The sequence below is a fragment of the Halorientalis litorea genome (assembly GCF_023028225.1).
GTDB classification, from domain to species: domain Archaea; phylum Halobacteriota; class Halobacteria; order Halobacteriales; family Haloarculaceae; genus Halorientalis; species Halorientalis litorea.
In genome coordinates, this window is record NZ_CP095482.1 from 2,461,924 (window position 1) to 2,482,735 (window position 20,812).

The window sequence follows — 20,812 nt, forward strand, 5'->3', positions numbered from 1 at the left end:
GTACCAGGGGACGCTCCCGGGGATTAGAATCCTTGTGTTTGTCAGCGCGGCGGCAGGCGCGAGTCCCGAACGGTATTTCTTTAGGTGCCCGTTTCCATCGCGGAGACATGGTACGGCTCGGACTGGTGGTCGCGCAGTTCAACCGCGACGTCACCGAAGAGATGGAGCGGAAGGCCCTCGACGCGGCCGACGAGCGGGGCGTGGACGTCGTCGAGACGGTTCACGTCCCCGGCGCGTACGACACGCCGCTGGCGGCCGACCGCCTCGCCCGTCGTGAGGACATCGACGCCGTGACCGTCGTCGGAGCCATCAAGTCGGGCGACACCGACCACGACGAAGTCATCGGCACCGCGATGGCACAGGGACTGACCGACGTGAGCCTCGACCGGGACACGCCCGTCACGCTGGGCGTCACCGGACCCGGGATGAGCATGGACGAGGCCCACGCCCGCCTCGACTACGGCGCGCAAGCACTGGACGGAGCCGTCGACCTCGTAGAATCACTATGACACTGGACTTCGCAGACCGCGTGCAGCGAGTCGAACCGAGCGCGACCCTCGCGATAAGCAACAGGGCCGCCGAACTCGAAGCCGACGGCGTCGACGTCGTCGACCTGAGCGTCGGGGAACCCGACTTCGACACCCCCGAGAACGTCAAGGCCGCCGCCGAGGACGCCCTCGACGCCGGGCACACGGGCTACACTTCCTCGAACGGCATCCCCGAGTTGAAGCGGGCTATCGCCGACAAACTCCGGGCCGACGGTCTCGACCACGACCCCGAGAACATCATCGTCACGCCCGGGGGCAAGCAGGCACTGTTCGAGATTTTCATGTCCACCATCGACGGCGATGACGGGTCACACCCGTCATCTAGCGGGACTTCGTCCCGCTCTGGCGACGAGGTGTGCCTGCTCGACCCGGCGTGGGTCTCCTACGAGGCGATGGTCAAGATGGCCGGCGGGTCGCTCGCCCGAGTCGACCTCTCGCCCCACGAGTTCCAACTGGAACCGGCACTCGACGAACTCGCGGCGACGGTGTCCGACGACACCGAACTGCTGGTGGTCAACTCCCCCTCGAACCCGACGGGTGCAGTGTACTCCGACGCCGCCCTCGAAGGCGTCCGTGACCTCGCCGTCGAACACGACATCACGGTCATCTCCGACGAAATCTACAAGGAGATAACCTACGGCGTCGAACAGACGAGTCTCGGTTCGCTCGACGGAATGGGCGACCGGACGATTACCCTCAACGGCTTCTCGAAGGCCTACGCCATGACGGGGTGGCGACTCGGCTACTTCGCCGGCCCCGAAGAACTGGTCTCACAGGCCGGCAAACTCCACAGCCACTCCGTCTCGTGTGCCGTCAACTTCGTCCAACACGCGGGCGTCGAGGCACTGGAGAACACCGACGAGGCGGTCGTCGAGATGCGCGAGGCGTTCGAGGAACGTCGGGACATGCTCGCGGACCTGTTCGCCGAACACGGCGTCGACGTGCCGGTCGGCGACGGAGCCTTCTACATGATGCTCCCCGTCGACGAGGACGACCAGTCGTGGTGTGAGGCGGCAATCGACGAGGCACACGTCGCCACCGTCCCCGGGAGCGCGTTCGGGACGCCCGGCTACGCCCGCCTCTCCTACGCGGCCAGCACGGAACGGTTGCAGGAGGGCGTCGAGCGACTGGCCGACGCGGACCTGCTCTGACGCACGCGAGCGTTCGATTTCTCTGCGGGCGGTCCCCGATTTCCGGCACTATCGAGATCGAAGTACGTCAGTTGCCGTCCACGCCGACCGGTCGACCCGACAGTACCGCCGACGACGAACTCGTTAGTGCGCGGACGGGCCGCCAACTATGTCAGCACCGTCGCTCGCAGATGCGGTCGATGATGCGCCCCGTCGAGAGGAGTTCGTCCTCGTCGGTCGGCTCACGGGGTGAGGCGCGGCGCACCTCGCAGTCGATGCCTTCCTCGTCGAGGGCGGCCGCGATGGACTCTTCCTCGTGGTGCTGGTCGTGGCCGAGGGCGATGATGTCGGGGTCGATGTCGTGGATGGGGACGAAGATGTCGTCGGGGTGGCCTACGCGTGCGTGGTCGACGACAGCCAACGCGGCGACCATGTCCCGGCGCTGTCGGTCCGACAGAACCGGCGGAGTCTTGTGGGTCACGTTCTCGCGCCGGGCGACGATGACGTGTAGCTCCGACCCCATCGCGGCGGCGTCGCTCAGGTAGTGGACGTGGCCGGGGTGGAGCAAGTCGAAGGTCCCCTGCGCGACGACGGTGGTCCCGTCCGTCATCGGAGCCCCCCGTCCTCGTCGCGCAGTTCGGCGTCGATGTCGGCCTGCGTGAAGTCGAAGAACTGCTCGTCGGGCATTTCCACGTCCAACACGTCGAGGTCCCGTGGCTCGCCCTCGGTGTCGAAGGCCTGCCAGTCGGTCTTCCCGTACGGCGCGCCGATGATGATGTGGACCTTGCCCTTGTGAAAGGTTCCGAGGTCGGCGTTGCTCGGGCGGAGAACCCCGTTTGGGTGAGAGTGGACCGACCCGGCCGCGCGGATGTCGTTGGGAACCATGTTGGTCTTGACCGTCGCGCTGACGGGGTTGGATTCGGTACCGGGGATGACGAGTACGTCGGTGATGACGGTGCCGTCGCGGTCGAGGCCGAGCGTCCGTGCGTCCTCGCCGCGAAGCAAGCCCATGTACTCGTCGGGATGGGCGTCCTCCGACGCTTCGAGGGCGAACTCCAGCGCGTCCTCGGCGATACCGAGAATTTCCCCGGACCGGAACAGCCGCATGATTCTAGGTCCGTTCGGTCGCCTTCTAAGGCTTCCGGAACACGCGGCTAGGCTCGGGTCCGGCGGTGACTTCCAAAGGTTGAAAGCCGCGAACGCCGAACGTCGGAGCATGACTCACTCGCAGACCCCCGACGACGGGGCGGACGTATCCGCCGACGGGGAGCGACTCGTCTACGACCTCGCCGACGGCTGTACCATCGACGACATCGAGGAGGACGCCTACTACCACGCGACAGTCAACGGCATCGTCGACTACGGTATCTTCGTCGACGTCTCCGACGCCGTCTCCGGTCTCGTCCACGAATCGAACCTGCTGGGAACCCACGAAGTCGGCGACGAACTCGTGGTCGAACTCGCCGAGATACGCGAGAACGGCGACGTGGCCTTCGGCGAGGTGGAACTGGCCGACTACACGACCGAACACGTCGACACCGGTGCCGATGTCGCCGTCGAGAGCCTCGAAGACGCCGTCGGGGAGACCGTCACCGTCGAAGGCGTCGTCGTCCAGATAAAACAGACCGGCGGCCCGACCATCTTCCACGTCCGTGACGAGTCCGGCGTCGTGCCCTGTGCGGCCTTCGAGGAGGCCGGCGTCCGGGCACACCCCGAGGTCGAACTCGACGACGTGGTTTGCGTCACCGGCCGCGTCGAACGCCGCGAGGCGTCCGTCCAGATAGAGGTCGACGGGTTGGAACGGACGACCGGCGAGGACGCCGACGCCGCCCGGGACCGCCTCGACGAGGCACTCGCCGCCCGCGCCGAACCGAACGACGTGGAGCCGCTGGTCGAGTGGCCGGCCTTCGAGAAACTCCGTCCGGACCTCGAACGCGTCGCGGAGCGACTGCGCGCGGCGGTACTCGACGGCCGCCCAATCCGGATGCGCCACCACGCCGACGGCGACGGCCTCTGTGCCTCCGTCCCGCTCCAACTCGCCTTGGAGCGGTTCATCGCCGAACACCACCACGACCCGGAGGCCCCCCGGCACCTCCTCAAGCGTCTACCGAGCAAGGCCCCGTTCTACGAGATGGAGGACGTGACTCGGGACCTGAACTTCGCGCTGGAGAACCGCGAGCGACACGGCCAGCGACTGCCGCTCCTGTTGATGCTGGACAACGGGTCCACCGAGGAGGACACCCCGGCCTACCGGAACCTCGCCCACTACGACGTGCCCATCGTCGTCGTCGACCACCACCACCCCGACCCGGAGGCCGTCGAACCGCTCGTGGCCGACCACGTCAACCCGTACCTGCACGACGAGGACTACCGCATCACGACGGGCATGATGTGTGTCGAACTCGCGCGGATGATAGACCCGTCGCTGACCGACGAACTCAAACACGTCCCCGCCGTCGCCGGCCTCTCGGACCGGTCCAGTGCCGACGCGATGGACGACTTCCTCGCCCTCGCCAGCGAGCGCGGGTACGAGGAGTCCGACCTCCGGGACGTGGGCGAGGCCCTCGATTATGCCACCCACTGGCTGAAGTACAACGACGGCCGCGAACTCATCGACGACGTGCTCAACGTCGCCTGTGACGACCGGTCCCGCCACGAGGAACTGGTCGAGTTCCTCGCCGACCGTGCCGAACGCGACGTGGAGAAACAACTCGACGCCGCGATGCCCCACGTCGAACACGAGCGGCTGGACAACAGTGCCCACCTCTACCGCATCGACGTGGAGAACCACGCCCACCGGTTCACCTACCCCGCGCCCGGAAAGACGACCGGCGAGATACACGACCGCAAGGTCGCAGAGACCGGCGACCCCGTCATCACCATCGGCTACGGTCCCGACTTCGCCGTTCTACGCTCGGACGGCGTGCGCCTCGACATCCCGGTAATGGTCGAGGAACTCACCGAGGAAGTCGACGGCGGCGGCGTCTCCGGTGGCGGCCACCTCGTCGTCGGGTCTATCAAGTTCGTCGCCGGGATGCGCGAGGAGGTCATCGACGCCCTCGTCGAGAAGATGGCCGACGCCGAACTCGACGAGGACCTCTCTGCGACCCTCTCGACCGACGACTGAGTCCTTCTCACGTCTCTCGGCCTGGACTGACGCCCGGCTCCGTCTCCGACTCGAAGGTGATGTGACGGCCGACGCCGACCGCGACAGCCGCCGCCAACGCGACGGCGACGAGCAGCCCAACCGGAACCGTCCAGATACCGCCGAGCCAGTCCGCGCGGAACACCGCCCGGTAGTACCCGGCGACACCCTCGCCGTGCAGGAGGAGCGCGACTTCCCGGTTCTCGCGGGCGGAGTTGTTGTTCCAGTTGAGCGACCCGACGAGGACGCTGTCGCCGTCCACGACGACCCCTTTGGCGTGTATCTTCTCGTACCGACCGCCCGGGTCCGCCACCCGTGCCGACAGCGGGAGGTCCTCGCCGTCCGCTACCTCGTTCAGCCACGCGACGAGTGCCCGGTTCTCCTCCCGGACGTACCACGCATCACTCAGGAGGACCTTGACCTCGGCCCCGCGGCGGGCGGCCCGGAGCGTCGCCCTGAGGAACGGTTGTGAGCGACCCCCGACGCTGACCTGCTGGACGCGAACCGACTCGCTGGCGTTACCTACGAGGGAGACGACTCGTCGCTCGGCGTTGTCCGGTGCGCGGAGCAGTTCGACGCGTTCGGCCCGCACGCGCTCCGCGGGGAACCGTGTCGGGAAGGAACTGTTCGCGGGCGGGGCGTCGGCGCGCTCGAAAGCCCTTCCCTCGCGGAATCGTCGCCACGCCACCCCGTCGCGGCCGTTACTGTCCGCCGCGAACGTGTCGGCGAGGCCGTCGACGACGCGCGCGTCCCGGACGACGACGCCCCAGCCACGACTCCCGTGGCCGCCGGTGCCTGCCGGCTTCCAGTTCTCGGTGGTGACCAGTGCCCGGCCGTCGGCGACGGCGTACTTGGCGTGGTGGTACCGGTAGCGGGCCGCATCACCGGTCAGGACGGTGACGGAGACGTTCGCCGCCGCGAGTCGGTTGAGGACGCGGGCCTGCCGCTGGGTGAGGCCGCCGACCGGGTTCCCGTCGACCAGTACCGCCACGCCGACGCCCCGTTCGCGCGCGGCGACCAGCGCGTCCGCGACGCGCCGGGACGTGAGCGTGTAGCCAGCCAGCAGGAGTCGGTGCTCCGCTCGCCGGAGCGTTTCGACGGGGAGTCGGGGGCTGTCGGGGAGGACGAACGCGTGGACGGAACCGCCGTCGCCGGTGGTCACCGGGTAGTCCGTCGCGCCGAGGGGTCTCCACGCGAGGCCATCGCCCGTCGCCGTCGCCAGTTCGCCCTCGGGTGCGTCGGTGTAGGTCAGCGTGTCGACGGTGTGGCCGTCGTGGTGGAGTGTCAGCTGTTCGCCACCGTTGGCCAACTGAGGACCGTCCGACAGGGGAACGACTGGCGTGTCGGTTACGTTCCGCGTCACGTTTGGCGTCGAGGAGAGCGCGAGTCGACCGCCGACAGTGCGGTTCGGGAGCGTCGCCTGTCGGTCGCCGTCGGCCAGTGTCCATCCGTCGAGCGACGTGGGTCCGTCCGTTTCGAGGACGACGAACTCGCCCGCGTCCCCGTCGGCGACCGGGTTCGGGTAGGCACCGGCGAGGCGGACCGACTCGTTGCTCGTCTGCGGTGTGGCCCCTGCTCCGGACGCCACCAACACACAGCAGGCGAGCGTGGCAAACACGAGCGATACGTGGAGTCGCGGTGACACGGCACCGCTTGGCCCCGTGTTGTGTGATAAACCTTCGTCCGCGATACCGAATCAGTCGCCCAGCGCGGCGGCGACCTTCTCGATGGGGTGCGGTGGCTCGGCGTCCGCGTCGGGTCGGTCGCCGAGTTGGGTCCGGCAGGAGGCACCGGGCGCGACGACGGTGTCGCCGTCGCTGTCGGCTACTTGGTCGAACAGAATCGACCCGATGGCGCGGCTCATGGAGTAGTGTTCGGCCTCGTAGCCGAACGACCCGGCCATCCCGCAACACCCCGAGTCGAGCGGGTCGACGGCGTAGCCCGCCCGCCGGAGGATGCCGACGGCGTGGTGGTCCTTTCCGGCGGTCTTCTGGTGACAGTGGCCGTGGTAGGTGAGGTCCTCCGTGGGGGCGTCGAAGGAAATTCCGTCGTCGAGTCGCCGTGCGTCGAGGTACTCCAGCACGCCGTAGGTGTTCGCGGCGACCGTTTCGGCGTCCGCCCGCGTGGCGTCGTCGGTGGCGTCCGCCCCGAGCAAGTCGAGGTAGTCCGACTGGTACATCACCGCGTCGGACGGTTCGACGGCGAGTACGTCCCAGCCTTCGCGGACGCGTGGCGCGAGTGCGGTGACGTTCTCCCGCGCAGTCGCACGCGCTCTGTCGAGGAAGCCCTTCGAGAACGCCGGGCGGCCGCTGTCGGTCAATTCCGCAGGTACGTCGACGTGGACGCCCGCGGCTTCGAGGACGCGGACGGCGGCCTTCCCCGCGTCGGGTCGGCTGTAGTTCGTGTACGTGTCGGGCAGGAGGAGAACGCGGTGGTCGGCGTCTGCCGCCGGGACCGCTGGCCCGCGCTCTCCGAACCAGTCGGCGAAGGACTGCCGGTGGAACGTCGGGAGCGACCGCTCGCTGGCGATGCCCAGCGTCCGCTCCATCACGGCCCGCGCCCCGGGGAGTTTCGGGAGCCAGTTCGACAGCGGCGCGAGCAAACTCCCCAGCGACGCGAAGCGGTCGATGTCCGCGAATAGCCGCTCCCTGAAACTCGTCCCCTCGCGCTGGTGGTACTCGTGGGTGAGTTCTGCCTTTAGCTTCGCCATGTCGACGCCACTCGGACAGTCCTTCGCACAGCCCTTACAGCCGATACAGAGGTCGAGTACCTCGGTCACGAACTCGTCGGTGAACTGCTCTTCGGGCAGGTCTCCGGTCATCGCCCCGCGGAGCATGTTCGCCCGGCCGCGGGTGGACAACTCCTCCTCGTTGGCCGCGCGGTAGGTCGGACACATGACGCCCCCGGTGGTGTCTTGGTGGCCACGACACCCGCCACAGCCGTGACAGAGTTCGACCATCCCCTGCATGCCGTTCTCGTTGTCCCACGCGAGTTCGGACTCGAACCCGGCGTCGAAGTCCCCGTCCGGCGGCGCGCGGAGGTGTTCGGTCATGTCGGTGTGGCCGCCCCGGTCGGCGCGAGAGACGACTTGCCCGGGGTTGAGAATCCAGTCCGGGTCGAACGCCGTCTTGAGGTCGGCGAACGTCTCCCAGAGGTCCTCGCCGTAGAGTTTTTTGTTCCACTGTGTGCGTGCGCGGCCGTCGCCGTGTTCGCCGGAGACGCTCCCGCCGTACTCGACGACGAGGTCCGTCACCGTGTCGGCGATTGACTCCATCGTCGCCACACCGGAGTCCGTCTTGGTGTTCACCAGCGGCCGGATGTGCAACACGCCCGGTCCGGCGTGCGCGTAGAAACTCGCGGAGGTGTCGTGGTCCTCGAGCACCTGCTGGAAGTCCGCGACGAACGCCGGCAGGTTCTCGGGCGGGACGGCGGTGTCCTCGACGAAGGACTGGTGTTTCGCGTCGCTCGTCCGCGAGAGCAGTATCGGCAGACCGGACTTCCGGAGTTTCCAGAACTGCGTCCGTCGGGCCTCGTCGTGGGCTTCGGCGGCCGAGCGTGCCCGAACTTCGTCGTCGGTCACCACCCCGCCGTTCGGGTCGGCCAGTGTCTCCGTGTCGGGTGCCCGGTCCGCCAGCAGGTCGGCCACCTTCTCCCGGCCCGCGGCGTCGTCGTCGGCGTAGAACTCCACGAGCAGGACGGCACCGACGCCTTCGGGAACCATCTCGTCGACGAGGTCGCCGAACTCCGCGGTGTCGCGCGCCAAGTCCAGCAACACGTCGTCGAGTACCTCGACGGCCGCCGGGTCGTGGTCGAGAATCGGTGCCACGTCGGCCATCGCGTCGAGCAGGTCCTCGTACCGGAGTAAGGCGAGTGCCTTGGTCTCGGGAACGGGTTCCAACGAGACGACGGCCTCGGTGACGACGGCGAGCGTCCCCTCGCTCCCCGCGAGCAGGCCGGCCACGTCCACGACGCCCTCCTCGCGGTAGCGGTCGACCACCCAGTCGAGGTTGTAGCCCGAGACGTTGCGCTTGAGGTCGGGATACGCCGACTCGACGGCGTCCCCTTTTTGATCGAGAATCCGGCCGACTTCGGCGTAGATGCGCGCTTCGAGGTCACCGTCTGGGTCGGCGCGCGCGTCGAGTTCCTCGCGGGACAGTTCGCCGAACGTCGTGACAGTGCCGTCGGCGAGAACGACCTCGATTTCTTCGACGTAGGCGTCAGTCTTGCCGTACTGGAGAGAGTGGGCACCCGTCGAGTTGTTGCCGATGGCTCCGCCGAGGACGCTCTTGTCACCCCACGCTGGGTCGGGCGCGAACTTCAGGCCCGACTCGGCGAGTTCGGCGTTCAGACGGCCGAGCGTGATGCCCGGTTGGGCGCGGGCCCGTCGCTCCTCGGCGTCGAAACCGACGAGGCCGTCCATGTGTCGGGACGTGTCGAGGACGACGGCACGGTTGACCGACTGCCCGGCGAGACTCGTCCCGCCGCCGCGGGGCAGGACCGGTATCTCTCGCTCTGCGCAGTAGCCGACGACAGCCGCCACGTCCGCCGTGTGGCGCGGGAAGACGACGCCAATCGGCGTCCGCTGGTAGATGCTCGCGTCCGTGGCGTACAACTGCCGGGAGTAGTCGTCGAACCTGACCTCGCCGTCGACCAACCCATCGAGGTCATCGACGAGGCCCGGCCAGGCGATGTCCCCGCCGGCGTAGTCGTAGCCGGCGCGCCCGTCGCTCGCGGGGTCGCGGTCCCGTTCGGTGGCCATGTCCGTGCTTCCGTCCGGCAGCCACAAACAGTTGACGCTCGCAGAAGGCGTTTACAGCGGTAGCGAGGCGAAAGCCCACCCCTTCAGGGGTGGGATGAAGCCGACAACTGGGAATCTCTCCACGCTCATAGCCACGGCTGGGGTTGGATGTCTGAGTGACATCTTTAGGTGAGCAACTTCTACATACTGGCGATGCCTCGTGGGTTCGACAGGGAACGTACCAACATTCACAAACTCCAGTACCACTTCATCTGGTGTCCGAAGTACCGCAAATCGGTGCTTGAGGGTGAGGTACGTGACCGTCTCGAAGAACTCATCGAGGAGAAGGCCGACGAACTCGACCTCGAAATCTTCGAGTTGGCGATTCGCCCCGACCACGTACACCTGTTCATCACGGGCGACCCGACACTCGCGCCGAACAAGATCATGCAACAGGTCAAGGGCTACTCCTCGCGCCACCTCCGCGACGAGTTCGACTTCGGCCTTCCCTCGCTGTGGACGCGCTCGTACTTCGTCTCAAGTGCGGGTGACGTATCCAGCGAAGTCATCGAGGAGTACATCGACGCCCAAGCAGGTGAGTAGTTATGCAACGGAACGTCTCAACCACGGTGCGGGTCAAACTCCACTCGCTGACCAACAGGAAAGCCGACCTGCTCGCCCGTGAGTACGAGGCGTTCCAGACCGAGGTACACGGCGGAGACGCCAACCTCTACTCCGCGACCGACCAGCAGGCGTCGAAAGTCCAGCGACAAAAAGACCCAAACCCCGACACCGAACAGCCCGTCGTCCTCCGCAACGACGTGTTCAACGTGGCCCACGACGAAGATACTGTCCTGTCATCGTGGTGGGTCAAAGTCCCCGTCTACGACCCCAAGCGTGGACGGGGCAACTCCATCTGGTGCCCCGCTCACGTCCCACAGAAGGACGAACAACTCGTCCGAGAGGGCAACGTTCGGGACAGTGAACTGGTGCGCCGTGACGGTGACTGGTACGTTCATCTCGTCGTGAAGCGGTCTGTGACCGTCCAAGACGAGTACGACGACGTGCTGGCTATCGACATGGGCGCACGATGGGTCGCTACCTGCGCGTTCCTCTCTGACCGCAAAACCACGTTCTACGGCGAGGAAGTGCGTCGTATCCGCGAACACTACAAGCAACTGCGGAAGTCCATCGGGAAAGCGAAACCCCGACAGGGACAGCAAGTGGTCGAGCGTATCGGGGACGCGGAAGCGCGGAAGGTGGACGACCGCCTCCACAAGATTGCTCGCCAAATCGTGGAGGACGCCGAAGAACGGAACGCAATCATCGTCGTGGGCGACCTCGGCGGGATTCGCAAGGACAACGACAAAGGGCGGTACGTCAACGACAAGACCCACAAGATGCCGTTCGCCCGCCTGCTCAACTACATCGAGTACAAAGCCTACGACGCAGGCATCGACGTGCAATTGGTCGAAGAATACGATACGTCGAAGACGTGCAACCGCTGTGCTTGCGAGGGCGTCCGTGAGATGCAAGGACGCTTTGAGTGTCCCGAGTGTGGGCTGGACGACAACGCCGACAAGAACGGTGCGCTGAACATCGGCAAACGAGCCTTGGGCAAGTTCTCGAAACCGCTGTCCGAGGCGGGGGCCGTACTGGCAGGGCCCGAAACGCAGGTCATCGTCCCACGCGACGACGAACCTGCGAACCTCTCCGTATCCGTGGGTTCAACCCCCAGTGGGGGAACCCCACGGCTTTAGCCGTGGGAGGATGTCAGAGAAGAGGCGGCCATACTATGCGGTCTGCTCGCCCGTCTCGCGGGCCTTCTCGGCCTCGGTCTGGACGATGTAGGACCGGTCGTCGGCGTACTCGGCGGCCACGTCGCTGGCGCGTTCCGTGCCGATGGCGTTGAGTGCCCACGCGGCACTGGCCCGCACCTCGTCGGCGTCGTCGTCGGCGAGCGTGTCGGCGAGGGGGTCGATTGCGCGGGTGTCACCGAGCAGGCCGAGGGTCCGGGCGGCGGTACTCCGGATTTCGGCGTTCTCGTCGGCCAGTTGGTTCGCGACTGGCTGGACCGACTCGTCGCTCCCGATGGCTCCGAGCGCGCGCAGCGTCGTCTTCCGGAGGGCGGCGTCGCCGCCGTCGACGTACTCGTGGAGGGTGTCGACGATACGCTCGTCGCCGATTTTCCCGAGAATCTCGATGGCGTCCCGGTCGCGCTTCTCGGCCATCGCGGCGAGGTCGTCGTAGGCTTCCGGCGGCGCGATGCGGCGCAGCGAGTCGAGGATATTCTCCTCCATGAACTCCGAGTTGAGTTTGTCGAACGCGAGCAGAATCGGCTCGATGGCCTCGCTGTCGCCCTCCTTGTACGCCTTCTCGTAGAGTTTTACGGCGTTCCACTCGGCCGGGAAGTCCTTCCGATTCTGGGATTCGAGCACGTCGTAGAACCCCTCGGCGGTGAGTTGCTCCCGGACCGTCAGGTCGTCCCAGACCTCCGCGGCGTCGAGGTCGTCGGTCAGCGTCTCCGCGGCCCCGAGCAGGTCCGCGATGGTGTCGTCGTCCTCGTCCGGGTCGAGGTCCGCCTCCGCCACCGCTTCGCGGGCCGCCGCGACGGCGGCCGCGAGGTCCGCGGGGTCGTCGCTCTCGGCCTCGAAGGTGTCGAGCAGTTGCTCGCCGGCGGCGTCGAGGAACGCCTCGACCGCTGGGATAACGTCGAGTTCCCCGTCCTCGGTCCACTCGCCGTCCGTGAGGGTCGTCTCTGCGGTCTCCAGTTCCGCCACGATGTCCTCGGCGTAGGGACCGCGTTCGGCGTCGATGTCGTCACGGAGGTCCGCGAGACGGTCGCGTGCCTCGGCGATGGCCTCGTCCTCCTCCTCGTCGTCCTCGGGTTCCGCGGGGAGGTCGGCCTCGATTCCGTCGAGGGTCGCCTCCACGTCGTCGAGGTCGGCTTCGGTCGCCGCGTCCTCGAGTGCGGCCTCGGCGTCGTCGAGTCGGTCGGCCGGGTCTCTGACCGGTGCCCCGCTCTCTTCGTCCTCGCTCGCCTGTTCTTCGGCCGCCTCATCGGCCGGTTCCTCGGTCTCGTCGGCGTCGGAGTCTGTGGCCGCCTCGTCGGCCGTCTCCCCGTCGTCGCCGTTGCTCATGCCTATCCCTTCCGAGGTCCACCCAAAAGGCGTTTCTATTCGTCCGGCCCCGTCACGACGTCAGGATAACGATGTCGAGCGCAGGAGCATCGACGACGCCCGTAGCGCGCCCGTGCCCGCCGGTTCACTCCCCGAGCGACCGGAGCCGCCACACGAGCGACCGGAACTTGTAACTCAGCGAGTCGTTCCGATACCCGTTCCACCCGCTCATGCCGCCGAGGAGCGTCGAGGCGTCGTACCCCTCGTCTCTGAGGACGGTCGTCGCGCGCTTGGCTACCATACCCATCTTGCACACGACGACTACGTCCCGGTCGGCCGGCACGTCGCCCAACCGGTCGCGCAGTGTCGACTCGTCGCCGCGGCGCAAGTCGTCGTAGACGGGGACGTTGTGACTCCGGTCGATTGCCGCCGACTCGAACGCCGACTCCGGGCGGATGTCGAGGACGAACGGCTCGTCTCCCGATGGCGACCCGAGGCGGTCGTCCAGTTCCGCCGGACGGATGTTGCTCATGGTCTCAGCGTCGTGCTCCGAGGACAAACTCGTGGCGGTTACCCCTCGGTACTGGTGTTTCCAGCCGCGAGAGTGCGGGCGGTATCCACCCAGTCGTGTTCGGGGAACGGGGCCGGCCTGACTTCGTACGTGTAGGTGTCGGTGCGTTCGCCCGCATCGACCGTCAGGTCGTACGTGTAGACGATGCCGTCTTCGGACCCGAGTCGGAGCGTCCCGTTGATTACCGGCGGGGCCCGGGTGTCGTTCGTCCGCTCTCCCGTGGCTCGGTACGTCGTCACCGGAACTCCGTGGTGGGTCGCTGTGCCGACAGCCTCCCACGTGTACGCGTCGAGGATGTCGGTGTGCCGGCCGATGTTCGTGGGTGCTAGCTGTCCGTAGTGCGGGTCGTACCGATAGTACGCGTTCGAGGACTCGTCGTAGACGAACGCGTCGTCTGCTTCGAACTCCTCCCGTTGGCGTTCGTTCGGGAGGCTGTCGGCAGGTTGGCGGAACGCGTACGTCGTCCCATTGCGATAGACCGTAGCGTTGTATCGTCGCTCGGCGATGCTCTCGCCGGTCGTGGCGTCGATGTAGTAGTCCCCTTCGACGAGCGGCCGCTCCGGCGGTGCCGTGTAGACGATTGCGTACGAGTCCCAGTACTCCCGGGGAGTGTGTGAGACGTTAGCGTCGTCAGATTCGAGGGCCGAGAAGTCGATGTGGTCCGGTCCTGCCCCCGCAGGGTACGTTCCGTCGGGCGCAGACGGCCCCGATGCCGGAGACGAAAGCGGGCTGAGGGCGATTGCCGCGACCACCACAGCGAGTACGACGAAAGCGACGACGAGATACCGGCGGTCCATACGGAACCAAACCGAGGGACCGGTAAATAGGTGCTCGAAGCACAAACCGACGTTTGTGTGTCAGGACGTGTCGCGCCTCGACCGCTCACCGTGGGCCGGCCTGCCGGTCGAGGGCCGTTCGAAAGTCGCCGCCGATTTCGTGGCCCCCAGCGTGGCCGTTGAGTGTCGCCGCTGCCGGCGATTCCCGGAGTGCCTCGTCGTCGTAGCCCACCGCCTCGAAGACACCCACGAGGCCGGGCGTCCCCCGGAGACTGTGTTTCTGGTGGTAGGGCTCTGCGGGATAGAAGCGATTCAACTGCTCGACGCGGGTCGCCATCGCGTCGGGGTCCAATCCATGCTCGCCGAGGACGGCGGCGATGCTCGACCGTTGGTCCGCGTCGGCCGCGAACAGGACGTTTTGGTACTGGGTCTTCCGGGTCGGGGTATGCGGGTCGTGGGAGGCGAGGACGCGCTCCACCAACTCACCGAACGCGATGCGGTCGGGGTCGTACTCCAGTTGGACGGCTTCGGTGTGGTCGCCCAGCGCGTGATACGTGGGGTCGGCCGTCGTCCCGCCGGCGTACCCGACACGCGTGCGGACGACGCCGTCGAGCGCGCCGAACTGTGCGTCCGGCCCCCAGAAACACCCGAGCGCGAACGTCGCCGTCTCTGTCGCGTCGGGCACAGCGCGGTCGTACTCCTTGACGAGCGTCGGAGACAGGTCCATACCACAGGTACGGCGGCCGGACGGTTAGGGTGTGCGGTCACTCCGAGCGGTGGTGCGGTGACTGTCGAGACACCGCTCACTCCCTCAGACCAGATACCGCCGGTAGAACCACGGCCCGACGAGGTAGAGAACGGCCATCACCAGCAGCGTTCGCGGGAAGACGCGCCGGAACGCAGTCGGTGCGAGTATCGCGCCCGCCTGCACCACGCCCATCCCGAGGGCGTGACTGGCCCGCAGTTCGGGGTACTCGACTGTCGTCACCATCAGGTAGGTGAACAGGGCGGCCAGTCCGACCAGCAGCGTCGCCCCCTGAAAGCCAGCGAGGTACACCACCGCGAGAATCGTCGCCGCGAGCGTCGTCTGGACGCCCTCGGTACTGCGGTTCCCGAGGTCGTAGGCCGTGTACATCCCGAGGCGGACGACGCCCGCGCCGACGAACAGCGCGGGGAGCGCGAACGCGCCGGCCAACTGGAGCGGTGGGTCGGCCGCAGAGAGTGTCAGATCCCACTCGATGGCGGCGACGCTGAACACGAACACCGCCGGTGCGACACAGAACGAGGCTACGTCGGCCAGCGAGTCGATGAACTCGCCGACGGGGGTACTCCCGAACGCTCGGGCGAGGACGCCGTCGAGGCCGTCGGCGACCGCGGCCAACAGGATGAGACGCGCGCCGATGCCGGGGTCGATGGTGGCGGCCACCGCGGCCGCGAACCCGAGTGCTGCGTTGGCGACGGTCACGGCATCGGCGAGGCCCAACCGGCCGACGAACCGCGGTTTCATACCTCCCGCTCCGCACACCGCCGTCTTAGTCCGTTCGATAGCGACCCGGGTCAGACGACCAACAACAGTGCCGTGACACCGAGGCCGAACGCCGACATCGTCCCGAACACCGCGAGGACGCCGCGAACCTGATTGCCGCTCTCGGCGTCGAAGCCCCGACCAACCGCGGCGGGGAGGCTCACCGTCGCGAGGCCGAGTGCCGTCACCGCGCCGACGACCGCGAGGGGGGTGTGCTGGTGGTCGAACAGCCACACCGACAGCGCGGCCGTGAGGAGAGCGACGACGACGGTGCCGCGCCCGAACTGTCTCTGATTCGCCATACTCCCTCTGGGCTGGCCGGGCGCATAAGTCCAGCCATCGCCCGCAAACCGCGCGACATTTGTCTCTCCGGTCCCGAGAGACGACTATGCGCAGACGGGCCTTCCTCGCGGCGGCCGGGTCGTCGACAGTGGCACTCGCAGGCTGTTTCGGAGCCGGTGCCTCGGGAGACGCGGACTACGACATCGGGATGTCCACCTCGGCGTTCCGGCCAGTCGAGTACGCCGTCGCTCCCGGGACGACCGTCCGCTGGTACAACACCAGCAAGAGTTCCCACACCGTGACCGCCCTCGACGACGAGATACCCGACGAGGCCGACTACTTCACCTCCGGTGGCCACGACTCGCAGGCGGCCGCCGTCGAGGCGTGGAACGGGGGACACGGGGGCGCGCTCGAACCGAGCCAGAGCTACGAACACACCTTCGAAGTGCCCGGCACGTATCGGTACTACTGCATCCCACACGAGGCCGCGGGGATGTTCGGCGTCGTCGAAGTCACCGAGGATGCGACGCGAACGCCGCTCGACTGACTGGCCGGTGCCGTCGCTCTCGAAGCGAGTCGAAGAATGAACTGAAAGGCGGTTACGCCTCGGTGTCCTCGTCCACGTCGACGTCTTCTTCGTCCACGTCGACACTCGTCTCCTCTTCGGCGGCGACCTCTTCGGGGTGGGCTTCGAGGGTCACCTTCTGGATTTCGACCCGGCGGAGCGGGTAAATCTGTTTGGCCTCGTTGTAGATGGCCGAGGAGAGACGGCCCGTGACGGCACTGTCCACGAGGTCCTCGAAGGTCCGCTCGGCGGCGGCGTCCTCGACGAGGTCTATCATCGTCCGGCGGATGGCCTGCTCCTGACTCTCGTCGGCCGACTTCGTGGTGAGTGCCACCGGCTGGACCTGCAGGCGGTAGTCGTCCGTCGTGAGGACGGTGATGAACGCCTCGACCTTCGAGGAGCCACGGCGCACGAGGCTCCGCGCGTAGTCGCGCGTGAGTTCGTACTTCGTGAACTCCGTGTACGCCGAGTCCGAGGCGACTTCGTTCACCTTGAAGGTGAGTTTCTTGTTGTTCTCGCTGGCGTCGTTTTTCAGGTCGCCCAGCGTGGTCTCGATGGTCCGTCCGAGGACCTTCTCCGATTCGTCTGCGGGCGTGTCACCGAGTTCCTCGCGCTCGAACTCCTCGGGCGCGATGACGGTGTACCACTGCTTGCCCTGTCGTTGCCGTGAAACTGAACGTTCGCTCATGATTGTAGTGTATCCGCTATCCGTACGTTGACGACGTAATCGTCGACCGTCGACAGCAGGCCGCCGGTCGAGTCGCGCTCGATGACCGTGCGCACGGCGTCGTCGTCCGTTGTCGTCTCCATCTCCGCGGTGTTGTCCGGGCGCAGGGCGGCCGCGACCCGTTCGGCACTCTCGTCGTCGCCGTGCCGGGTCGTGACCGTCGCGCGCCGGGTCATAGTGCCTCCCTGAACGCCATGATGAACGCCGCCGTATCCGTCTCGAACGTCGCACGCGCCCGCCGACCGGAGCCAGCGGCCACGCCACCGACCGAGTCGGCGGCCGTCGCCATCGCCGACGCCACGTCGTGGCCCTCGGTCGCCGCCGCGGCCGCGCGCCCGTCGGTGACGAACAGCGCGACCGGTTCCGGCGACCGGAAGTCACGGAGCAGTCGCGCGGCCGTCCCGACCGGGACGAGCGCCGCGTCCGCCCCGTCGATGCCGAGGTCGGCTGCGTCGCCACGAGCGACGAACAGGCCGTCGTAACGGCCCGTCGTCGCACTCGTCAGCGCGCGATGGGCGCGCTCGCCGTGGTCACGCCACACGTCGAGTGCAGCGTCGCGCGCGTCGTGTCCCAGTGCCAGCGCGATGCCGGTCCCGGGTTGCTCGCGGGCGACGGCGTCGAGAACGTCGCCGTACCCTTCGACGGTCCCGAACGGACCGCCGACGTGCGGGCGAAGCACTCGCTCGACGGCCGTCGCGGCCCTCGGCGGTACGTCGTCCGCCGTCGTCGTCCTGATGGCGACCAGCGACGCGATGGCGCGGTGGTCCGTCTCGTCGAGTCCCGTCGCGTCCTCGGCGGCGAGCATCCGGTCGCAGTCGGCCAGTGCCGCCCGCGCCGCGTCCACGTCGCCCGAGAATGGGCCGTAGACGAGCGTCGAGTGGGCGAGGCCGTCCACGAGGTCAGCCGTCGGGACACCGAGGCCGGGGCGGCGTTCGACGCCGTTCCCGTCGGTATCCCGCGCCGCGTCGAGTACGTCGCCGCTCGCCGTCACGTCGCTCGCCGTCGCGCCGGCGAGTGCCAGCACCGGGTCGGCCTCGCCGAGTTCGGCCGCGACGGCGAAGGCTCGCTCGCTCACCGGTGTCGTGCCGGGTTCGAGCGTGCAGTCGGCCGTCGTCGCGTCGTGGCCGACGGCGACGGTGGCGTCGGCGTCGGTGACGCTCGCGGCGTCGGGGTCGGCGGCGACGCTGGCCTGGAAGGGCCGGTCGGCGGCGTCGAGTGCCCGCGCGAGGACACCGGTCGCCGCGAGTGCGTCGCCGTCGGGGGCCGCGACGAGGCGGACGAGGCCAGCGTCACGACAGACGCTGGCGATGTCGCTGGCCGCGGTGGCTGACTCCCCGTGACGGTCGGCGGTAGACATCTATTCGAGGAGGTCCTTCGCGGTGTCGTAGGAGTAGGTGAAGTCGGCCGCAACCTCGTCGCCACGGTAGTAGTCGACGAGACGGCGAATCTTCGCCTCCGTGTTCTGCAAGGCGCGCTTGTTCTGGTGGTCGTTCGGGTTCTCCGCCATGTGTTCGCGGAGGCCGACGGCTCGCTCCATCAGGTTCCGCAGGTCTTCGGGCAGGTCCGGTGCGGCCGCCTGCTCTTCGAGAATCTCCGTGACCTTCTTGTCCGTCGCGAGTTTGACGTTGGGAATCGGCGTCCCCTGTACGCCCTCGTCACGGAGCTTCAGGCCGATTTCACTCGGGCTGTGCCCCTGCTCTGCTAGTTCGACGACGCGCTCCTCGATGGCGTCCGCGTCGACGTCGCTCCACTCCGGCGGTTCGTCTGCCACGGGCTTGTCCGAATCGGACGAGCCGCGGCGGCGTGTGTGCATTCGTGCCATTGTTCTGATTGGAACCGCACTGGCTACTGTCCGGCGTATCCGGCACTGCAGTCCGGCGAATCGCCGAAACACTACCGCAATCCCAAGCCGCCGAAAGGACTCCCCGAAGGGAGAGAGCGGCACTGTCGGAGTTGCGGCCGTGCTGTTCCCATCGTCACCTTCTCGCTCGCACACTTTACCGTTACTACTTCAGTCGCACACGTAACCCCGACTCGACGACTGATAATCGGCCAGCGCGCTTATACAGGGTGAGTACAAAGAGGCGACAATTATGTCTCTATCGGGAATACTGCCGAACTTGAGGGGTGACGAGCGCGGGGTGACGAGCCCGCTGGGCTACCTCCTCGTTATCTCGATGGTGATACTCGCGGTCACGTCCATCGTCGTCATCGGGTCCTCCGCACTGGGAGACACACAGAGCCAGTCGGAACTCCGCCGTGCCGAACACTCGATGACGCTGTTCGACTCCCGGGCTGCGATGGTCGCGCTGGGTACCTCGGACTCACAGACCCTCGATTTCGGGACGGACAGCGGCCAGTTCTACACACAACCCGACTACGGCTGGATGGCTATCAAACACGTCGACTACGACAACGCCGGGAACACTCAAGAGATATACAACGAGTCGCTCGGGGCGATGGTCTACGAGAACGAGAACACCCGGATGGCGTATCAGGGTGGTGGCGTCTGGCGCCTCGACCGGGACGGGGCCGCGACGATGGTGTCGCCGCCGGAGTTCCACTACCGGCAGGCGACGCTGACGCTGCCGGTCATCCGCCTGCTCGGTGAGACGGCCGGGAGCGGGGCACCGTCCGTCACCGTGAGTTCCAGACAGCAGGCACGGCTCCTGTTTCCCAACCAGTCGGCCAGCTACAACACGCTCCAGTCGAACTTCACGAACCCCGTCGAGAACGGGACTATCTACGTGGACGTTCACAGTCGGTACTACGAGGGCTGGGCACAGTACTTCCGCCAGCGCACTGCCGGTGACGTGCGGACGTTCCACAACAACAACACCGCCCGCATCGAACTCGTCAGTCTCGGCGGGAGCATCGGGCGGTTCCAACTCCCCAGCGACAGCGGTGCGGGCAGCCAAGACGTCAGTGCCGTCGCGACGGGCCACCCAATTCAGAATTTCAACCTCACGCTCGAAGAGGGGGGCAACTCAAACGGTGAGAGTCACTGGTCGCTCTACAGCGTGACCGACAAAGACGAGTTCGAGATACACGTCGAGATGGACAACGGCGGTGGTTGTCGCCCGCTCAACCTCCAGTACTACTACCACAACACCTCGACCGGTACGTATCAGGAGTGGTCGACGAACCTCGACCACACGTCTAGCTCGGCCTACCAGTGTACGGAAGACGGGAACAAGATAGACGAGTTGCACCTCAACCTGACGAGTACGACTGAGACGGTAGAGTACACCGACATCACGGTGAACGGGGCGGCCTCTGGCAAGTACTGCTTCGCAAGCTCCATCGACAACAACTCGCCGGACGAACCCGTGACGGTCGACGACCACGGAACCTACGACGACCAAGCGACGAACCCAGAGTTCAACGCTGGTAGTGACCTCACGACGGGAGACACTGCGACTCTCAACTGGACGACCAACCACTACATCTCGAAGTTGGGGCAGGACTTCGAGTTCCAGGTCACGGACAGTCAGGGCGCGAGTGCCACGAACTGTGAGGGGAACACGAACAACAACGGCGGGTCACAGCTCGTCGACGAGGACCTGTCGTTCGGTGTCCTCGACTACGCCGAGGCGGAAGGCGCGCAGTTCATCACGTATCTGCACGTCACCGAAAACGAGGTCGAGGTCGACTTCGACTGAGTGGGCTGCCGTTTCCCGGACTGC

General features: G+C 66.9%; 21 protein-coding genes. 7 read left to right on the forward strand and 14 right to left on the reverse strand.

Annotated elements, in window-relative coordinates; genetic code table 11:
- Positions 1 to 107: 107 nt before the first annotated feature.
- Both ribH and MUG95_RS13205 read left to right on the forward strand, forming a co-directional pair.
- Entirely contained in the window at positions 108 to 509 is a 402-nt protein-coding gene (gene ribH / locus MUG95_RS13200) for a 6,7-dimethyl-8-ribityllumazine synthase (protein WP_247008552.1), read from the forward strand.
- Positions 506 to 1,699: a pyridoxal phosphate-dependent aminotransferase gene (locus MUG95_RS13205; protein WP_247008554.1), complete on the forward strand. Its 1,194-nt coding sequence runs from the start codon at positions 506 to 508 to the stop codon at positions 1,697 to 1,699. The genes ribH and MUG95_RS13205 overlap by 4 nt, the downstream gene beginning before the upstream one ends.
- Positions 1,700 to 1,850: 151 nt before the next feature.
- Here MUG95_RS13205 and MUG95_RS13210 read toward each other — a convergent pair whose 3' ends face one another.
- Together MUG95_RS13210 and MUG95_RS13215 are read right to left on the reverse strand one after the other, a co-directional pair.
- A complete protein-coding gene (locus MUG95_RS13210) occupies positions 1,851 to 2,288 on the reverse strand; it encodes an FAD synthase family protein (RefSeq protein ID WP_247008556.1) in 438 nt (145 codons plus the stop codon).
- Positions 2,285 to 2,785, reverse strand: coding sequence for a JAB/MPN domain protein-containing protein (locus MUG95_RS13215; RefSeq protein WP_247008558.1), 501 nt, complete (start codon positions 2,783 to 2,785; stop codon positions 2,285 to 2,287). Before MUG95_RS13215 ends, MUG95_RS13210 begins: the two co-directional genes overlap by 4 nt.
- Before the next feature lie 109 nt (positions 2,786 to 2,894).
- On the opposite strand from MUG95_RS13215, the gene han reads away from it, so the two are divergent.
- Positions 2,895 to 4,805, forward strand: a complete 1,911-nt coding sequence (gene han, locus MUG95_RS13220; RefSeq protein WP_247008560.1) for a Hef-associated nuclease — start codon at positions 2,895 to 2,897, stop codon at positions 4,803 to 4,805.
- 7 nt (positions 4,806 to 4,812) lie between these two features.
- On the opposite strand, the gene MUG95_RS13225 is transcribed toward han, so the two are convergent.
- Positions 4,813 to 6,468, reverse strand: a complete 1,656-nt coding sequence (locus tag MUG95_RS13225) for a phospholipase D-like domain-containing protein (RefSeq protein WP_247008562.1) — start codon at positions 6,466 to 6,468, stop codon at positions 4,813 to 4,815.
- Between the two features lie 51 nt (positions 6,469 to 6,519).
- Positions 6,520 to 9,582 (reverse strand): FAD-binding and (Fe-S)-binding domain-containing protein, encoded by a 3,063-nt coding sequence (locus MUG95_RS13230; protein WP_247008563.1) that lies wholly within the window; start codon positions 9,580 to 9,582, stop codon positions 6,520 to 6,522.
- A gap of 192 nt (positions 9,583 to 9,774) precedes the next feature.
- On the opposite strand from MUG95_RS13230, the gene tnpA reads away from it, so the two are divergent.
- A complete protein-coding gene (gene tnpA, locus MUG95_RS13235; protein ID WP_247010493.1) occupies positions 9,775 to 10,164 on the forward strand; it encodes an IS200/IS605 family transposase in 390 nt (129 codons plus the stop codon).
- Between the two features lie 2 nt (positions 10,165 to 10,166).
- Complete coding sequence (locus MUG95_RS13240) at positions 10,167 to 11,321, forward strand: RNA-guided endonuclease InsQ/TnpB family protein (protein ID WP_247008565.1); 1,155 nt, start codon at positions 10,167 to 10,169, stop codon at positions 11,319 to 11,321.
- A 33-nt stretch (positions 11,322 to 11,354) separates the two neighbouring features.
- Here the strand turns inward: MUG95_RS13240 and MUG95_RS13245 are convergent, their stop codons facing one another.
- From MUG95_RS13245 to MUG95_RS13270, 6 genes are all read right to left on the reverse strand, one after another.
- A complete protein-coding gene (locus tag MUG95_RS13245; protein ID WP_247008567.1) occupies positions 11,355 to 12,701 on the reverse strand; it encodes a HEAT repeat domain-containing protein in 1,347 nt (448 codons plus the stop codon).
- Positions 12,702 to 12,825: 124 nt separating this feature from the next.
- On the reverse strand, positions 12,826 to 13,212 hold the full coding sequence (locus MUG95_RS13250; protein ID WP_247008569.1) for a rhodanese-like domain-containing protein: 387 nt from the start codon (positions 13,210 to 13,212) through the stop codon (positions 12,826 to 12,828).
- A gap of 38 nt (positions 13,213 to 13,250) precedes the next feature.
- A complete protein-coding gene (locus MUG95_RS13255; protein WP_247008571.1) occupies positions 13,251 to 14,048 on the reverse strand; it encodes a hypothetical protein in 798 nt (265 codons plus the stop codon).
- 85 nt (positions 14,049 to 14,133) lie between these two features.
- Positions 14,134 to 14,754, reverse strand: coding sequence for a peptide-methionine (S)-S-oxide reductase MsrA (locus MUG95_RS13260; RefSeq protein ID WP_247008573.1), 621 nt, complete (start codon positions 14,752 to 14,754; stop codon positions 14,134 to 14,136).
- Between the two features lie 84 nt (positions 14,755 to 14,838).
- Positions 14,839 to 15,534, reverse strand: a complete 696-nt coding sequence (locus MUG95_RS13265; protein ID WP_247008575.1) for a protein sorting system archaetidylserine synthase — start codon at positions 15,532 to 15,534, stop codon at positions 14,839 to 14,841.
- A gap of 50 nt (positions 15,535 to 15,584) precedes the next feature.
- A complete protein-coding gene (locus tag MUG95_RS13270) occupies positions 15,585 to 15,854 on the reverse strand; it encodes a hypothetical protein (RefSeq protein ID WP_247008577.1) in 270 nt (89 codons plus the stop codon).
- A gap of 86 nt (positions 15,855 to 15,940) precedes the next feature.
- Here MUG95_RS13270 and MUG95_RS13275 point away from each other — a divergent pair, with 86 nt between their 5' ends.
- The gene (locus tag MUG95_RS13275; RefSeq protein ID WP_247008579.1) at positions 15,941 to 16,381 is read left to right on the forward strand and encodes a plastocyanin/azurin family copper-binding protein; all 441 of its coding nucleotides are present in this window, start codon (positions 15,941 to 15,943) and stop codon (positions 16,379 to 16,381) included.
- 52 nt (positions 16,382 to 16,433) lie between these two features.
- On the opposite strand, the gene MUG95_RS13280 is transcribed toward MUG95_RS13275, so the two are convergent.
- The 4 genes from MUG95_RS13280 to MUG95_RS13295 are packed head-to-tail and all read right to left on the reverse strand — an operon-like array spanning position 16,434 to position 18,948.
- Positions 16,434 to 17,087, reverse strand: a complete 654-nt coding sequence (locus MUG95_RS13280) for a 30S ribosomal protein S3ae (protein ID WP_247008581.1) — start codon at positions 17,085 to 17,087, stop codon at positions 16,434 to 16,436.
- Entirely contained in the window at positions 17,084 to 17,302 is a 219-nt protein-coding gene (locus MUG95_RS13285) for a KEOPS complex subunit Pcc1 (RefSeq protein WP_247008583.1), read from the reverse strand. Before MUG95_RS13285 ends, MUG95_RS13280 begins: the two co-directional genes overlap by 4 nt.
- Complete coding sequence (locus MUG95_RS13290) at positions 17,299 to 18,483, reverse strand: hypothetical protein (RefSeq protein WP_247008586.1); 1,185 nt, start codon at positions 18,481 to 18,483, stop codon at positions 17,299 to 17,301. The genes MUG95_RS13285 and MUG95_RS13290 overlap by 4 nt, the downstream gene beginning before the upstream one ends.
- On the reverse strand, positions 18,484 to 18,948 hold the full coding sequence (locus MUG95_RS13295) for a 30S ribosomal protein S15 (protein ID WP_247008587.1): 465 nt from the start codon (positions 18,946 to 18,948) through the stop codon (positions 18,484 to 18,486).
- 298 nt (positions 18,949 to 19,246) lie between these two features.
- On the opposite strand from MUG95_RS13295, the gene MUG95_RS13300 reads away from it, so the two are divergent.
- Positions 19,247 to 20,788, forward strand: coding sequence for a DUF7289 family protein (locus MUG95_RS13300; RefSeq protein ID WP_247008589.1), 1,542 nt, complete (start codon positions 19,247 to 19,249; stop codon positions 20,786 to 20,788).
- Positions 20,789 to 20,812: the final 24 nt, after the last annotated feature.

Bases quoted from the DNA above. Each gene is read 5' to 3' on its own strand.
- tnpA (WP_247010493.1), top strand. From the start codon at position 9,775: ATGCCTCGTGGGTTCGACAGGGAACGTACCAACATTCACAAACTCCAG.
- MUG95_RS13265 (WP_247008575.1), bottom strand. From the start codon at position 15,534: ATGAAACCGCGGTTCGTCGGCCGGTTGGGCCTCGCCGATGCCGTGACC.
- MUG95_RS13240 (WP_247008565.1), top strand. From the start codon at position 10,167: ATGCAACGGAACGTCTCAACCACGGTGCGGGTCAAACTCCACTCGCTG.
- ribH (WP_247008552.1), top strand. From the start codon at position 108: ATGGTACGGCTCGGACTGGTGGTCGCGCAGTTCAACCGCGACGTCACC.
- MUG95_RS13260 (WP_247008573.1), bottom strand. From the start codon at position 14,754: ATGGACCTGTCTCCGACGCTCGTCAAGGAGTACGACCGCGCTGTGCCC.
- MUG95_RS13285 (WP_247008583.1), bottom strand. From the start codon at position 17,302: ATGACCCGGCGCGCGACGGTCACGACCCGGCACGGCGACGACGAGAGT.
- MUG95_RS13275 (WP_247008579.1), top strand. From the start codon at position 15,941: ATGCGCAGACGGGCCTTCCTCGCGGCGGCCGGGTCGTCGACAGTGGCA.
- han (WP_247008560.1), top strand. From the start codon at position 2,895: ATGACTCACTCGCAGACCCCCGACGACGGGGCGGACGTATCCGCCGAC.
- MUG95_RS13270 (WP_247008577.1), bottom strand. From the start codon at position 15,854: ATGGCGAATCAGAGACAGTTCGGGCGCGGCACCGTCGTCGTCGCTCTC.
- MUG95_RS13290 (WP_247008586.1), bottom strand. From the start codon at position 18,483: ATGTCTACCGCCGACCGTCACGGGGAGTCAGCCACCGCGGCCAGCGAC.
- MUG95_RS13250 (WP_247008569.1), bottom strand. From the start codon at position 13,212: ATGAGCAACATCCGTCCGGCGGAACTGGACGACCGCCTCGGGTCGCCA.
- MUG95_RS13210 (WP_247008556.1), bottom strand. From the start codon at position 2,288: ATGACGGACGGGACCACCGTCGTCGCGCAGGGGACCTTCGACTTGCTC.
- MUG95_RS13215 (WP_247008558.1), bottom strand. From the start codon at position 2,785: ATGCGGCTGTTCCGGTCCGGGGAAATTCTCGGTATCGCCGAGGACGCG.
- MUG95_RS13245 (WP_247008567.1), bottom strand. From the start codon at position 12,701: ATGAGCAACGGCGACGACGGGGAGACGGCCGACGAGGCGGCCACAGAC.
- MUG95_RS13280 (WP_247008581.1), bottom strand. From the start codon at position 17,087: ATGAGCGAACGTTCAGTTTCACGGCAACGACAGGGCAAGCAGTGGTAC.
- MUG95_RS13205 (WP_247008554.1), top strand. From the start codon at position 506: ATGACACTGGACTTCGCAGACCGCGTGCAGCGAGTCGAACCGAGCGCG.
- MUG95_RS13230 (WP_247008563.1), bottom strand. From the start codon at position 9,582: ATGGCCACCGAACGGGACCGCGACCCCGCGAGCGACGGGCGCGCCGGC.
- MUG95_RS13295 (WP_247008587.1), bottom strand. From the start codon at position 18,948: ATGGCACGAATGCACACACGCCGCCGCGGCTCGTCCGATTCGGACAAG.
- MUG95_RS13255 (WP_247008571.1), bottom strand. From the start codon at position 14,048: ATGGACCGCCGGTATCTCGTCGTCGCTTTCGTCGTACTCGCTGTGGTG.